Consider the following 14,096-nt stretch of genomic DNA (forward strand, 5'->3'; position numbering starts at 1 on the left):
CCGGCGGCCGCCCACGGCCCGGGACTACATCCAGCCCGCCCGTCGTGCGGCGAGGACGGCGTCCGCCTCGGCGGCATCGGCCTTGGCGTTCAACTCCTCGTTCTTGCCCATGCCTTGGTGCCCGGCAGCGTCCGCGGCCGCCCGGGACGCCATGAGGGCGGCCTGAAGTGCGGTACGGGAGAGTTCGTCGTCACCGCCGCGGGACTGGGCCAGCTGTGCGGCGAGCGCCCCGGCGGCAGCGGCGTTCCTCGCGCACCGTGCGTCGCCGGCAGGGTCGCGGGGACTCCCGGCGAGCGCGGCGACACCCTGAGCCGAAAGGCGTACCGCGCTGGCGACCTTCGCGGCGGGACTCCTCGGCACGGGCTCGGCCTCGAACTCCCCGATGCCGGCGGAGCGGCAGATGGCCGTGGCCCGGTCGACGGCACTTTGGGCACGGGCAGCGTGTGCCTGCCTGAGGTCCCTCTCGCCGGTGCCGCCGGCCGCATCCTGGAGCAGGATCGACCGGGGCAGCGAGGTGCTCCGCTGCTCGGCGCTGTCGGGCTGACTCATGGCCATCTCCTCGTCGTCCAGGGTGTCGGACGCCGGGCAGGGTGACACGCCGGGCGTCAACAAGCCAGAGTCACCACCGACTTGCTGCGAGGACGGGTTCCCCGGAGATCAACCGGCGTTGTTGCCGTCCCGGCGGGCAGGAGGTAACAGGAGATCACGCTCGGGATGGAGTTCGCCGGTGACGCTGCCGTCGACTCCGAGGTCTTTGCGGGCCTGTTCATGGAACTGGTTGATCGCGCGGAACACGGCCCGGTTCCTGTTCCGCCAGTCGGGCAGCGTCCCGTCGACCTTGCCCTGGGCCTGCCAGTCGACCTCGAGGGCGATGGCGTTGAGCTCGTGCGCGGCCTCGACCACGTCATCGCCGCCGAGCAGCATGATCCGCTCGAAGGCGCGCCCCCGCACCCGTCCGGCTTCGGACATCTCCGCGAGCATCTCGGCCTCGCTCTTCTGGCTGGGCCGAAGGCCCTCCCGGTCCTCGTAGAGCTGCACGGCCAGAAAGATGCAGGTGCGCACGCTGTCGACGTAACCCTCGTAGGCCTCGAGCTTCTTCGAGTCCCAGCGGGTCACCAACTCGTGCTTCTTGCGCTGCCGTTCCATCGTGAAGTTGGTGAGATGCGTCGACAACGCGCCCAGCAACACGGCTGCGACCGTCACCAACTGCTCGGTGGCTCCCACGTCGTCCCCCCGACACGGCTCGCTTCATCCGGATGTCTTGATGATCTTAAGAAGGGGCCGTGGCGTGACATACCTGGGAGGGAAGAACGGCTGAAACATGCGGCTGTCCTGGGCTGTTTGCCCTGTTCAAGACCGAAGAAGGAGCCGGCGACGGGCGTGGCGACCCATCAGTTTCGGCCGTGCGGTCACAGGAACAGGCCCAGGCCGTGATCGAGGGACCAGGTCTGCCAGCTCATGGCGAACAGGCCGACGGCCGAGATCAGCGCCATCATCAGGTTCTGCCCCTGCTCGCCCCAGTCGTGGATCATGAGCACGAGATAGACCAGGTTGAGCAGGAGTCCCCCCACGAGGGCTATCGGCGTCAGCAGGCCGAGTACGAGCCCCAGGCCGAGGGCCAGCTCGGCGTACGCGACGACATACGCCATGAGCCGCGGCCTCGGCTGGACCACGGTGGCGAAGCCCTTGCCGACGAAGCTCCAGCGGTGCTTCTGTGCGATCCCGGCGGCCCAGGTGATGCCGCCACCGGCGAACCAGTCCTTCTTGTCCTTGTGGCGCCAGCTCTCCAGCCACCACAGGCCCAGGCCGATCCGGAGGACCGCGGCCCATTCCGCTCCAGTGAGCCAGATCGTCTGCATCAAGCGCCCCTTTCTCGCACACCAGATCTGATGGTTCGTCAGTTCAGCCCAGCGCCGCCGTTCCCGCAAGGGGTACGGCGCACGTCGCCCTTGCGACGGACGGAGGGCGGCCATAATCTGAATCTGATGGATCGTCAGATTCAGGACCGAAGACATCGAAGACACAGGACGGCAGGGGGCAGGCGACGTGACCACCGATGAGAGCGCCACCATGGACGTGCCCAGGGTCATCAGCGTGGATGACCACGTCATCGAGCCCGCGCACCTCTTCGAGACCTGGCTTCCGGGCAAGTACCGCGACAGGGGGCCCAAGCCGTTCACCGCCGGTATCGGCGACCTGCAGTACATCGGCGGGAAGTACCGGTTCACCACGGACCCGGACGGACAGCTCACGGACTGGTGGGAGTACGAGGGGGAGATCTTCCCGTACAAGCGGATCATCGCCGCCGTCGGCTTCTCGCGCGACGAGATGACGCTCGACGGCATCACACGCGAGCAGATGCGCCGCGGCTGCTGGGACCCGAAGGCCCGCGTCGAGGACATGGAGCTCAACCATGTGGAGGCCTCGCTCTGCTTCCCCACCTTCCCGCGGTTCTGCGGGCAGACCTTCGCCGAGGCCAAGGACAAGGAGGTCGGGCTCGCCTGCGTCCGGGCCTACAACGACTGGATGGTGGAGGAGTGGTGCGGGGACAGCGGCGGCAGGCTGATCCCGCTCTGCCTGATCCCCCTGTGGGACATCGATCTCGCGGTCGCGGAGATCAGGCGGAACGCCGCCCGAGGAGTGCGCGCGGTCACGTTCAGCGAGATCCCGACCTATCTGGGGCTGCCGTCGATCCACTCCGGCTACTGGGACCCGTTCTTCGCGGCGTGCGAGGAGACCGGCACGGTCGTGAACATGCACATCGGCTCGTCCTCGCAGATGCCGGCGGCGTCACCGGACGCGCCCCCGGCCGTACAGGCCTCGCTGAGCTTCAACAACGCGATGGCGTCGATGATGGACTTCCTCTTCTCCGGTGTGCTGGTGAAGTTCCCGCACCTGAAACTGGCGTACAGCGAGGGGCAGATGGGCTGGATCCCGTACGCCCTGGAGCGCGCCGACGACGTCTGGGAGGAGCACCGGGCGTGGGGCGGGGTCAAGGACCTGATCCCGGAGCCGCCGTCGACCTACTACTACCGCCAGATCTTCTGCTGCTTCTTCCGTGACAAGCACGGGATCGAGGCGATCGAGACCGTGGGCGTGAACAACGCCACCTTCGAGACCGACTACCCCCACGTCGACTCGACGTGGCCCCACACCAGGCAGGTGGCGGCGGAGCATGTGGCCGGGCTCCCCGAGGACGTCACGTACAAGATCCTGCGCGGCAACGCCATCCGGATGCTGGACCTCCCGTTCGACGGCGACCGGGCGCACACGACATAGGGGGTTTCTGATGGTTCTCCGTGGAGGAAGGAGCGGCGTCCGGTGCGTGCTCTCGGGGTGCCGGCCGGGAGCCCTCGTACTGGATGTACTTGGGCTTTCGGCCGGTGCGGCGAGTGGGGGTACCTCCCACGCCGTAAGGCCGTGGGGGCGTGCTGGGCGTCGCGACGCCGCGGAGATCCGTCAGAAGCCCCCTAGACCGGGCGCGGACGACTCGGGCCTGGCGCATACGACGTGGGCCTGGCGGCGGCCACCGGCAGCGACGGGTCTACGTTGACCCCAGCACCATCGTGCGTCGCAAGCCGAGTGGAGAGGCGATCCGATGATCCCCGCAGGCCGCCAGGAGGCCTTGACCAGCGTCGGCCGCTGGTACGTCCGTCATGCTCCGGGGACGCTCGGCAAGGCCCCACTGGCGGCGAGGCTGAACCCGCTGCTCCGCGATCGTCCCCGCAGGCTCACGGCACGTACCCGCTTCGGTGCCGCGTTCTCGGTCGATACGCAGGACATCATCCAGCGCTATCTGTATCTGTTCGGGGTGTGGGAGCCCCATATGACGACCTGGCTGCGGCGCAGGCTGCGTCCAGGGGACACGTTCGTCGACGTCGGAGCCAACATCGGGTACTTCAGCGTTCTGGCTTCGCGGCTCGTGGGCGCCGGCGGGCGGGTCGTCGCCGTCGAGGCGTCGCCCGCGTTCCACCGCACCCTGGTGCGGCATGCCGGCGCGAACGGCTGCGACAACATCCGTGCGCTGAACACAGCGGTCTCCGACGGCCACACGACGCTCACGTTCGTCCAGGCCAGCTCCAAGAACCTCGGCGCCACCAGCATCGTCCCGTACGACGGTCCGGCCGAGGCCACGTTCACCGTCGAAGCCCAGCCCCTACCGGAGGTGCTGACGCCCGAGGAGATCGCCGCGGCCCGGGTGATCAAAATCGATGTCGAGGGCGCCGAAGGTGCCGTCGTCCGCGGGCTCGCACCCCTGCTCGGCACGCTCCGGCCGGACGCGGAGATCACCGTCGAAGTCACCCCCGACCGCATGGAGCAGATCGGGGACTCGGCGGACGAGCTCCTGGAGACGATGAGGGCCCATGGGTTCCACGCGTACCGGCTCGTCAACGACTATGCGCCCGACAGCTATCCGGGCGCGGTCCGGTCGCCCCGCGCACCCGTCCGTTGGCGGGGGAAGATCACCGGCGAGAGCGATGTGATCTTCTCCCGGACCGACGCCGAGACACTGCCCTGACAGGGGCCGCCGCGGCGGGCTTCCCGGATCGGCTCGAGGTTCTGTCCGGGCGATCTTTGAGGACCAGCCCGCGGCGTCAGATGCGGTGCATCGCAAGGCGATGGGGGTACCCCCGGCCGGAGGCTGGGGGAGATCGTCCCCGTACTGGGCGTACTCGGACGACTCCGACAACGCAGCGAGGCGCCGCAGCTGTCGTCGCGGGCCCGAGAAGGTTGCCCGGACAGGACCTAGGCGGTCGGCGAGGCCGCCGCCCGCCCGCTCTCCGGGAGGCCCTGCACCACGTTCCGTCAGCCGGCGACCGGGTAGCGCCAGTCGAGGTTCGCCAGCTGCCGTGCCCTGGCTTCCACGACCGCCATACGAGCGGCGCGGTCAGCGGTGTCGGTGTGTGCTGCCTGCCCCGTCGCCTGCCCGGGCCACTTCCGGTAGAGGAGGCCCACCTCGGGTGAGAACCACCCGCGGCTGGTCGCGTTGAGTGCGAGCAGGAGGCCGGTGTCCTCCGAGGCCGGAAGAGCCATCCAGCCGCCGAGGGCGACGAGCAGTTCACGTCGGACGAAGAGGGTGGCCGGATGGACCTGCGCCCGGTAGTCGTTCGCCTTCCAGTAGTCGAGCACGGCACCGCGCTCGATCGGCCCCGGTTCGGGGTCGCCGGGGAAGCCCTTGGTCGAACCGTCCGGCAGCAGATCGAGTACGCGTGACGTCGTCCAGCCGATCGTCGGGTCCCCTTCGAGCGCCGCCAGGTCACGCGCGAGCGCACCGGGCGGCAGCTGGTCGTCGGCGTCCAGGACCTTGATGTACGCGCCGTCCGCGTGCGCCAGGGCGATGGTCCGGGCGACCCCGGGCCCTCCGGACCTGCCCTGGTGGAAGGTCACCCGCGGGTCGTCCGGGATATGCGGAGCGACGTCGTCGCCCTTGCCGTCCTCCTGGATGAGCCAGTGCCAGTCCCAGTCGTCGGGGAGCTCCTGTTCGCAGAGCGACTTGTAGGCGTCCGTGAGGAACTGGGCGGAGGGGGCATGTACCGCGGTGACGATGATGATGCGCCGGCGCACGGCGGTCACCACCTTTCCAGGGGAGTGGTGAAGTGCATTTCCGTGCGGTCGCCCGGCAGTGTGACGTCGGAGATCTCCACCGGGCGGTCGTCCAGGTCGTACGACGTCTTGCGGAGGATCAGAACCGCCGTTCCGGGCGGCAGTTCGAGTTCCTCCGCCTCTTCCGGTGTCGGCGGCCGGGCGGTGACCACTTCCTCGATACGGTCCAGCTCGATGCCGACGGTGCTGAGCTGGTTCTGCGTACCACCGGGCCAGGGCTCGTTGCTCTCGTCCAGGAGGTCGGGGTTGCCTGCCACCACGTCACGGACGAGATAGGACGTCACCAGGGCGAAGGGGGCGCTTTCGGCGGAATACCGGGTGCGGTAGACGCGCTCGACGAGGGCCGTTCCCTCGGGCACACCGAAGGCCTCCGCGATGTCCCTGTCGGCCTTGACCTCGTGGTACGAGGCGTGGAAGACGAGGTCGCCGACATCCAGGCCGGTGTCGTGCTCGGTCGCTCCGGTCTGCAGCCGCAGGTCCTCGGGTTCCCGCGCCCGGTTCTTCTCCCACTGGTGCCGGACATTGGAGCGCAGGACCTTGGTCCGTGGGGTGCGGACGAAGTTCCCACGACCGTGCTGCTTGTCGATCAGGCCCTCGTCCCGCAGCACCCGCAGTGCCTCGCGTACGGTCGGCAGGCTCTTGCGGTACTGCTCGGCCAGTTTGTCCTCCGGGGTGAGGCGCTGGCCCGGCTTCAGCCGCCCGCTGCGGATGGATTGACGGATGTCGTCCGCGATCCGCTCGTACGCCTTGGCCACGCGTGCTCACCGTCCCGATCTACGCCGCGCTCAGCATACGACTCCTCATGAGGTCATGACGACTGAAGGAGGTCTGCGTCGTGTCCGGAGAGGGGTCGCCGGCCGGAGACTTCCGGGCTGTGTCCGACGGGATGCCCGAGCGGCGGACATGCCGGGGCCGTTGGCAAATGGCGGTGATTCATTGGCGAGAGGGGAAAGGGGCCGGCAATTCCGGTGCCCGTACCGAGTGAGTTCGCTGCGGCGACCCGGCGCCCATGATGTCCGGGCAGGACGTGGAAGTGCCCGGTCGCTGGCGACGGGGGATGCGCCAGCGACCGGGCTACGACCAAGCCTAACAAAGGCTGATTGTGGAATGGGAGCCAACTCCGCTGTTGTGACGTGGAGTTGTGATCGGACTCACTTGACGTCGGCCACAGGAGTGAAAACACACCGCAGCGTGTCGCGCCTGTGCCCGTTCCCGGGCCCGCGCTCCGCCACCTGCCTTTACCGGCCGCACTGAGGCTCGTACGAGAGGCGGGGCAGATACTCGCGCCATTTCTCCGGCGTCAGAACGCCCCGAGTGGTCGAGCAAATACGCCGGACGGCCTCGTCGGCGTCCAGGTTCCACAGCCGGACGGTATCGGTGCCGCTGGATACCCCGAGCATATGGTTTCGGGGGCTGAACGACAGGAAGTTGCCCGTCTTGGCGTTGGGGCTCATCGACTGCCCGATGGGATCGGCGCCGGACGGGTCGGTGACGTTCCAGAGCCGCACCGTGTTGTCGTTGCCGCCGCTCGCCAGGGTGCGGCCGTCCTCGCTGAACGTCAGAGACACCAACGCTTCGGTGTGGCCGGTGAGGGGGGAGCCCAGCCGGGACCCATCGGAAGGGTCGGCGACGTTCCACAGCCGGACCGTGTTGTCGTCGCTGCCGCTCGCCAGCGTGCGTCCGTCGGGACTGTAGGCGAGGGCGTTGACGGGACCGAGGTGCCCCGTGAGCGTGACGCCGGGCCGTGCGGCACGGCGCGGGTCGCCGACGTCCCACAGCCGGACGGTGTCGTCCGCGCCGCCACTGGCGAGGGTACGGGCATCGGGGCTGAAGACCAGCGCGTTGACATAGCCCTTGTGCCCGGCGAGCGGCGCACCCAGCGGGAGGAGGTGGGCCGGGTCGCGGACGTCCCACAACTGAATGGTGCGGTCGTCATGGGCGGTTGCCAGCTTGTGCCCGTCCGGACTGAACGCGAGCGCGCCCGGGCCCGCGAAGCGCGTCCGCAGCGCGATGGGCGGTCCGTAGGGCAGGGGCCGCATGGGGTCGGCGACGTTCCACAGCTGCACCGCGCGGCTTCCCGTCAGAACCGCGAGGGTGCGGCCGTCGGGCGAGAACACCAGCGCACGCACGTCACCCTGCCCGGGCCTGAACGGTCTGCCCAGCAGAGCGGGCCGCTCGGGCTTCTCCACGTCCCACAGCCGGACCTCATCGTCGCGCGCGGCGGTGGCCAGCACCCACCCGTCCGGACGGAACGCCCCTATCCGGCCGATCATGTCCGACGTCGGGATCGACCACAGGCGGACCTTGTTGTCGCCGCTCCCGGTGGCGAGGGTGCGTCCGTCGGGACTGAAGCCCAGGGCGTACATCTCGCCGCTGCTCCCGGCGAGAGGCTCGCCGACCTGCGACGGGTACGCGGGATCGCGGACGTTCCACAGGCTTGCCGTGCTGTCCGCGCTGGCGGCGGCGAGCATGGTTCCGTCGGGGCTGAAGGCCACCGACCAGATGGGACCGGTGTGTCCGGCGAGCGGTACGCCGAGCGGTGCCGGGTGCCGTGGGTCGGTCACGTTCCAGAGCCTGACGGTGTCATCCGTGCTGCCGCTCGCGAGAGTGCGCCCGTCGGGGCTGAAGGCCACCGAGTGCACCGTGTCCGTATGGCCGGTCAGCATGCCGGCCGGTACCGGACGACGAGGGTCTGCCACGTCCCACAGCCTGACGGTGTCGTCGTCGCCACCGGTCGCCAGGGTTTGTTCGCCGGGGCTGAACGCCACCGAGCGCACCGCGTCGGTGTGTCCGGTCAGCGTGGCGGTCGTGCGTGGCCGGCGGGGGTCGGCCAGGTCCCACAGGCGCACCGTGCGGTCTTCACCGGCGGAGGCGAGCGTGCGGCCGTCCGGGCTGAAGGCGAGCAGATAGACGATGCCGTGATGGCTGGTCAGGGGTGGGCCGACCGGCTGCGGACGACGGGGGTCCCGCACGTTCCACAGCCGGATCGTGCCGTCGTCACCGGCGCTGGCGACGGTGCGGCCGTCCGGACTGAAGACCGCGCTGCTCACCCAGCTGGTGTGTCCGGTGAGCGGTCCGCCGAGTGGTGTGGGGCGGCTCGTGTCCGCGACGTCCCACAGGCGGACGGTCCGGTCGTAGCCGGCCGTGGCCAGAAGCCGTCCGTCCGGGCTGAACGAGGTGAGGTAGACGGCTCCGGTGTGGCCGAGGAGCGGCGTGGCCAGGGGTGCGTTCACGATCGAGATCAGCCGGTTGTTCGCACCTTCGTCGTCCGGTCGCAAGCGGTGGGCCACCATGGCGAGTTGGGCGGACAGGGACGGGTCCGTGCTCATGACGCGGTCGGCCTCCGCGAGCACCTGCTCGAACACGGCGTCGTCCCGCTGCTGCCAGGCGACCACCGCCGAACCGGTGGCCACCAACACCAGGGCGATGAGAGCCGCCACCGCGCTGCGACTGATCCAGACCGTGCGCCGGCGCAGCCTGACCGAAGCGGCCAGGAACTCCATCGCGCTCCGGGTCAGAAAGACGTCGCCGGCGGACTTCGCCCAGGTGTGGGCCTGTTCCAGACGGGAACCCCGGTAGAGCAGTGACGGGTCGCGGTGCGAGTCCTGCCAGGCCCTGCCGTCCTCCTCCAGGCGCTGGCGCAGCAGATGGTCGTTTCTGCCCTCGTCGATCCAGTCGCGCAGCCGCGGCCAGGCGTGGAGCAGCGCCTCATGGGTGATCTCCACCGTCTCCGCGTCGAGCGTCACCAACCGGGCGCGAACCAGCGCTTCGAGCGATTCCTCCGTCTTGCGGGAGTCCGCCGACTCCTCCGCGAGCTGGCGCCGCGTGCCCCGTCTGCGGGTGGCCTGGGTGTCCTCACCGAGCCGGACCAGCCGGAGGAGGAGCAGCCTCGCCGCCTTGCGCGCCGCCGGGTCGAGGCTGGACCAGGCCTGCTCGGCGGTCGCCGCCACGGCACCCTGGATTCCGCCCGCCGCGCGGTAGCCGGCCAGGGTGAGCCGCCCGGCCTTCCGTCGCTGCCAGGTGGCCAGCAGGGCGTGGGAGAGAAGCGGCAGCACCCCCGCGTCGTGCGCCCCGCGGGGACCGTCGGCACTGACTTCCCGGACGATCAACTCCGCGAGCCCCGGCTCGAGTTCGAGGCCCACGGCCTTCGCCGGGCCGGTCACCGCTTCGCGCAACTCCGCCGTGGTGAGCGGCCCGAGCACCATGTGCCGGTGCTGCAGCGCGTCGGCCAGCTCGGGATATCTCAGGCACTGCTCGTAGAAGTCGGCGCGTATGCCGAGGACGACGAGCACGGGAGCCGGGCCCCCCTGGCCGGCCGGTGTGCATGCCGCGTGGAGGATCTGGATGAACGCGCGTCTGCTCGCCTCGCCGGAGCAGAGGGTGAAGGTCTCTTCGAACTGGTCCACGATGACGACGGGACGGCCGGAGCCGGAGGACGGCCCGCGCTGTGCCCATGCCGTCACGGCCTCCCGCACCCTGTGCACGAACCGGGGGCTGCCGGGCTCCTCGGCGGACCGCTCCTCCGCGGCGGAGACGGCGGACACGAGCCCGGGGATCCGGTCGGTCAGCGCCGCGAGAGGATCGGCTCCCGGCACCAGTTGGAGCACCTCCCTTTCCCGGCGGTCCTCGTCGCCCCGTGCCCCGCTCCGCAGGGCGGGCACCAGACCGGCGTTCAGCAGAGAGGACTTTCCCGACCCGGAGGCGCCCACGAGCATGACCAGGCCGCCCGTCGTCTCCGTCGCGAGAAGCTGGGCGACGAGGGCGTCCGTGCTCCGCTGCCGGCCGAAGAACCACCGGGCGTCCTTCGGACGGTACGAAGCCAGCCCCCGGTACGGGCAGACACCACCGGGGACGGCTCCCGCCTCGACCGGGGCGTGTTCCTCTTCCTGCGTGGATGCCGCGGCCCGGTCGCCGGCAGGGTCGGCCACCGCACGCTCCCACAGGCGCTGCCACTGGGCCAGGTCGTACAGGCCCGTGGACACCGGTGTGGGCCGCGACCGCCGTGCTTCGGGGATCAGGATGTGCAGCACCGCCGCGAGGGCCGCGAACTGGGCGGGCACGTTCCTGGCCCGCCGCCAGTCGCTGATCCGCTGCGCGGACACACGCACGGGGCGCCCTCGTTCGTCGACCCGCTGGAGCCGGACGACGGATTCGGACACGCGCTTGAGGGGCGGATTGCCGGCCTCCTTGTACAGCAGCGCGAGACGCTCCGCGAAGGCCGTGCGTGTCCCTGAGTCGGAACTCAAGGGCTCCACTCCCCCCAACTCCCCCCACTTCCGTCGCACTCGACGTCCGGACCGGAAAACTCACTCTATATGGCTGACCTGCGGCTACGTCGCCGGCCCGGCGCCGGAACCTCCCCCGTTGCGCATACCGCTGGCAGGATCGCGACGCACGTGCGAATCAGTCGCCAGTGCGGTGACCGGGTGGGTTCGCCGAGCCGGTGAACCCACCCGGTCACAGCACCAGCGCGCATCGGCCATCAGTTCAGCGCTCGGAGAGACCACGCGTCCACCACGCGTCCACCACGGGTCCGGCCCTCCCCGGTCCCCGTGGGCGCGGCGCGATCGCCGGTGCACCCGCTGTCCGGCACCGGTCTCCACGAGGGGAGGGACCGGTGCCGGACGTGACGGGTACGAGGGGCGTGCGCAGGACGCGGCCGGACGACGTCAGAAGCTTCCCGGGGAGCCGCGGGAGCCGTCGGACCGGCGCAATGGCAGAAGGGCGGCCCGCCCTCCGCGGAGGCGAGCCGCCCTTCTCCCGGACCGGGCCGGCGGCTACTTCGCGAGGAACACCTCGGCCTCGCACTTGTCAGCCCACTCGGTCTTGTGCTCGAGATTGCTCCCGTCGTCGAAAGAGAGCAGGCCGTCTTCTCCGACCGTCGCCACGACGTCGTGCTTCCGAAGGCACGCCACCCAGCGATCGGCCTTGTCCCGGAACTGCGGGTCTTCCCTGGCGGAACGCATCGTCAGGAGTTCGGGCTCCTTGTGCGCGCAAGCCTTCTGGGCCGCTGGGTACTTGGGGTCCCCTGTGACGAAGGCTCCCTTCCAGCTGCCGTCGTCGTTCTTGAGCATCTTGGCCCCCTGCTTCGCCAGGCAGTCCTTCCACACCTGGTCGAGTCTGTGCTCCTCCTCGTCGGAGGTGTCGGGCCTGATGAGGGGCCGCTCGGCCTTCGCCGGGGACGCACCCGTGGCGCCCTTCGCGCCCTTCTGGGAGTCCGGCACGCTTGCGACGCCCATGTCCTTGACCTCGGACTCCTCCGCGCACGCACCGAGCAGCAGCGTCGCGACGAGCGCGCCGGTCGTGGCGAACATCCGCCTCGCGCCTGGCGAACGGGATGTATCGGCAACTCGCATGGTGTGAACCTTTCAGGAGTGGGTGCGGGTGGTACGTGTCGGGGGAGGGGCCGGCCGCCGAGGGCTACCGCTCATGCCGAGGCCAGCGCCGCAGTCGGGGACAGCCGGGAGGCGCGGACGGCCGGATACACACCGGCGACGACGCCGACGAGCACCGCGCCGCAGAGCCCACTGGTCACCGCGGGAAGCGGGATGACCGGAGGCCAGCCCTTGTACGCCGCGTAACCGATTGTGCCGAGGACACCGAGGATGATCCCGGCGAAGCCGCCGAGACCTGACAGTGCGATCGATTCGGTGAGGAACTGGCCCCGGATCTGCCCCCGGTTGGCGCCCAGTGCACGGCGCAGACCGATCTCGCGGCGGCGTTCCAGAACGGAGATCACCATTGTGTTGGCGACACCGATACCGCCGACCAGCAGGGCGACACCGGCCAGGCCGATGAACAGGCCCGAGAACGTGGCCTCGGTGGACCGTTTCGCCGCCAGGGCGTCCGAGGGACGGGTGACCCGCACCTCGCTCGGCGACTGCGGGCTGACCGTGGCGGGGAGCACGGCGTGCACATCCTCGATCGCCGCCTCGTCCGCCCGCAGGAACAGCTGAGTCGGGCGGCGGTCGAAGCCGAGCTGGTCGTGGGCGGCCTCCCAGCCGACCAGGACGGAACGGTCGACGTCCGGGGCCAGGGGGATGGAGCGCAGGATCCCGATGACGCCGAACCACCGGTCGTTGATCAGCACGAGCGGCGGCGGGTCACCGGGGCGCAGATCGGGGAAGCCGAGACGGGCCGCCGCGACCGAGCCGAGAACGACGGTGGGAAACCGCCCGGTAGCCGTGGTCAGGTAACTGCCCGAGCGGACCTTCGCGTTGATCACGTCGAGCAGATTCGGCTGGGCCGCCAGCACCGTGATTCCGGATATGTCGAGCCGTCCCTGCCGGTCGGAACGCCGTACCTCGGCATGGGTGTTGGCCACCGCGGTCACGGCCTTCACGGGCCCGATGCGCTTGACCATCGCGACCGACTCGGTGGGGAAGGAGGCCGGCTTGTCACCCGTGGTCTTGTTCGCGACCGCTTGCAGCCGGTCGGTGCCCAGCGCGGTCAGCTCCGCGTCCAGGGCCTTCTGGCTGGAGGCCGGAATCCCGGTGACCACGATCATCGTGGCGATGCCGATGGAGATGCCGAGCGCGGACAGCGCCGCCCGCATCCGCCGGGTGCGGATTCCGACCAGTCCGAGGCGCAGCAGATCGGCGGGGGACAGCCGGACGGGCCGGTGCCGTGATTCCGTCGAACCGCGGCGCATGGACCGGCGTCGCCGCGAGCCCGTCGGCTGGATGCGCGGCGCGGAGCGGCGCAACGAGAGCCCCTTCACCGCGCGATCCCGGTGCGGGAAAACCCGTCCCTGGTGAGGGAGGGGCCGTCGGCGGTGTCGCGGCCGATCGCGGTGTCGCGGCCGAGCCCGGTGTCGGTGACGAGCCCGGTGTCGGTGACGATGCGGCCGTCCTGGATCTCCACCCGTCGCGGCAGTCGTGCGGCGATGTCCCGGTCGTGGGTGATGAGCGCGATGGTGGTGCCCTCCTGGTTGAGCTGGGTGAGCAGGTCCAGCACGGCACGTCCGTTCGCGGTGTCCAGCGCGCCCGTCGGCTCGTCCGCGAGCACGAGATTGGGCTTGTGGACGAGGGCGCGCGCGATGGCCACCCGCTGTCGTTCACCGCCGGAGAGCTGGTGGGGCCGGTGATCGGCCCGGTGGGCCAGACCGACCCGCTCCAGCGCGGCGACCGCGAGCGGCCGGCGCCGCTTCCTCGACACCCCGGCGTAGAGAAGACCGGTGGCGACGTTCTCGGTGGCGGTCAGCCCCTCCGACAGATGGAACTGCTGGAAGACGAAGCCGAGCCAGCGACCGCGCAGCGCGGACAACTGCCGGTCCGGCATGGTGGTGACGTCCTCGCCGGCGATCACGACCCTGCCGCCGGTCGGCTTGTCGAGGGTGCCCATGATGTTCAGCAGCGTGGACTTGCCCGAGCCGGACGGACCGACGATGGCCAGGAGTTCGCCGTCGCGTATCTCCAGGGAGACCCCGTCCAGTGCCCTGACCCCGCCGGGATACTCGACCACGGCATCGCGGACCGACAGCACCGGGGCTG

General features: G+C 70.2%; 11 protein-coding genes. 2 read left to right on the plus strand and 9 right to left on the minus strand.

The window, feature by feature from the left end; translation table 11 throughout:
• Nucleotides 1-24 precede the first annotated feature (24 nt).
• The 3 genes from ACTWOL_RS20575 to ACTWOL_RS20585 all read right to left on the minus strand — a co-directional run bounded on the left by ACTWOL_RS20575 (nucleotide 25) and on the right by ACTWOL_RS20585 (nucleotide 1,859).
• Nucleotides 25-549, minus strand: coding sequence for a hypothetical protein (locus ACTWOL_RS20575; RefSeq protein WP_474298234.1), 525 nt, complete (start codon nucleotides 547-549; stop codon nucleotides 25-27).
• A gap of 108 nt (nucleotides 550-657) precedes the next feature.
• A complete protein-coding gene (locus ACTWOL_RS20580) occupies nucleotides 658-1,224 on the minus strand; it encodes a hypothetical protein (RefSeq protein WP_474298235.1) in 567 nt (188 codons plus the stop codon).
• Between the two features lie 185 nt (nucleotides 1,225-1,409).
• On the minus strand, nucleotides 1,410-1,859 hold the full coding sequence (locus tag ACTWOL_RS20585; RefSeq protein WP_474298236.1) for a DoxX family membrane protein: 450 nt from the start codon (nucleotides 1,857-1,859) through the stop codon (nucleotides 1,410-1,412).
• A 187-nt stretch (nucleotides 1,860-2,046) separates the two neighbouring features.
• Between ACTWOL_RS20585 and ACTWOL_RS20590 the strand changes: the two genes are divergently transcribed.
• Together ACTWOL_RS20590 and ACTWOL_RS20595 are read left to right on the plus strand one after the other, a co-directional pair.
• Nucleotides 2,047-3,279: an amidohydrolase family protein gene (locus ACTWOL_RS20590; RefSeq protein WP_474298237.1), complete on the plus strand. Its 1,233-nt coding sequence runs from the start codon at nucleotides 2,047-2,049 to the stop codon at nucleotides 3,277-3,279.
• A 319-nt stretch (nucleotides 3,280-3,598) separates the two neighbouring features.
• The gene (locus tag ACTWOL_RS20595; protein ID WP_474298238.1) at nucleotides 3,599-4,519 is read left to right on the plus strand and encodes an FkbM family methyltransferase; all 921 of its coding nucleotides are present in this window, start codon (nucleotides 3,599-3,601) and stop codon (nucleotides 4,517-4,519) included.
• Between the two features lie 287 nt (nucleotides 4,520-4,806).
• Here ACTWOL_RS20595 and ACTWOL_RS20600 read toward each other — a convergent pair whose 3' ends face one another.
• From ACTWOL_RS20600 to ACTWOL_RS20625, 6 genes are all read right to left on the minus strand, one after another.
• Nucleotides 4,807-5,565, minus strand: coding sequence for a glycosyltransferase family 2 protein (locus ACTWOL_RS20600; RefSeq protein WP_474298239.1), 759 nt, complete (start codon nucleotides 5,563-5,565; stop codon nucleotides 4,807-4,809).
• A 5-nt stretch (nucleotides 5,566-5,570) separates the two neighbouring features.
• Nucleotides 5,571-6,359, minus strand: coding sequence for a GntR family transcriptional regulator (locus ACTWOL_RS20605; RefSeq protein WP_474298240.1), 789 nt, complete (start codon nucleotides 6,357-6,359; stop codon nucleotides 5,571-5,573).
• 483 nt (nucleotides 6,360-6,842) lie between these two features.
• On the minus strand, nucleotides 6,843-10,850 hold the full coding sequence (locus tag ACTWOL_RS20610) for an nSTAND1 domain-containing NTPase (protein WP_474298241.1): 4,008 nt from the start codon (nucleotides 10,848-10,850) through the stop codon (nucleotides 6,843-6,845).
• 531 nt (nucleotides 10,851-11,381) lie between these two features.
• Nucleotides 11,382-11,918 carry a hypothetical protein gene (locus tag ACTWOL_RS20615; protein ID WP_474298242.1) on the minus strand — a complete coding sequence of 179 codons (537 nt, stop codon included), beginning with the start codon at nucleotides 11,916-11,918 and terminating at the stop codon, nucleotides 11,382-11,384.
• A gap of 113 nt (nucleotides 11,919-12,031) precedes the next feature.
• Nucleotides 12,032-13,255 carry an ABC transporter permease gene (locus tag ACTWOL_RS20620; RefSeq protein ID WP_474301209.1) on the minus strand — a complete coding sequence of 408 codons (1,224 nt, stop codon included), beginning with the start codon at nucleotides 13,253-13,255 and terminating at the stop codon, nucleotides 12,032-12,034.
• A gap of 65 nt (nucleotides 13,256-13,320) precedes the next feature.
• Nucleotides 13,321-14,088: an ABC transporter ATP-binding protein gene (locus tag ACTWOL_RS20625; RefSeq protein ID WP_474301210.1), complete on the minus strand. Its 768-nt coding sequence runs from the start codon at nucleotides 14,086-14,088 to the stop codon at nucleotides 13,321-13,323.
• Nucleotides 14,089-14,096: the final 8 nt, after the last annotated feature.

The sequence above is a fragment of the Micromonospora sp. IBHARD003 genome, assembly GCF_056106285.1.

What these genes read in the sequence shown, in the direction of transcription:
- ACTWOL_RS20575 (WP_474298234.1), bottom strand. Translation starts at nt 549, where the DNA reads ATGAGTCAGCCCGACAGCGCCGAGCAGCGGAGCACCTCGCTGCCCCGG.
- ACTWOL_RS20585 (WP_474298236.1), bottom strand. Translation starts at nt 1,859, where the DNA reads ATGCAGACGATCTGGCTCACTGGAGCGGAATGGGCCGCGGTCCTCCGG.
- ACTWOL_RS20595 (WP_474298238.1), top strand. Translation starts at nt 3,599, where the DNA reads ATGATCCCCGCAGGCCGCCAGGAGGCCTTGACCAGCGTCGGCCGCTGG.
- ACTWOL_RS20615 (WP_474298242.1), bottom strand. Translation starts at nt 11,918, where the DNA reads ATGTTCGCCACGACCGGCGCGCTCGTCGCGACGCTGCTGCTCGGTGCG.
- ACTWOL_RS20620 (WP_474301209.1), bottom strand. Translation starts at nt 13,255, where the DNA reads ATGCGCCGCGGTTCGACGGAATCACGGCACCGGCCCGTCCGGCTGTCC.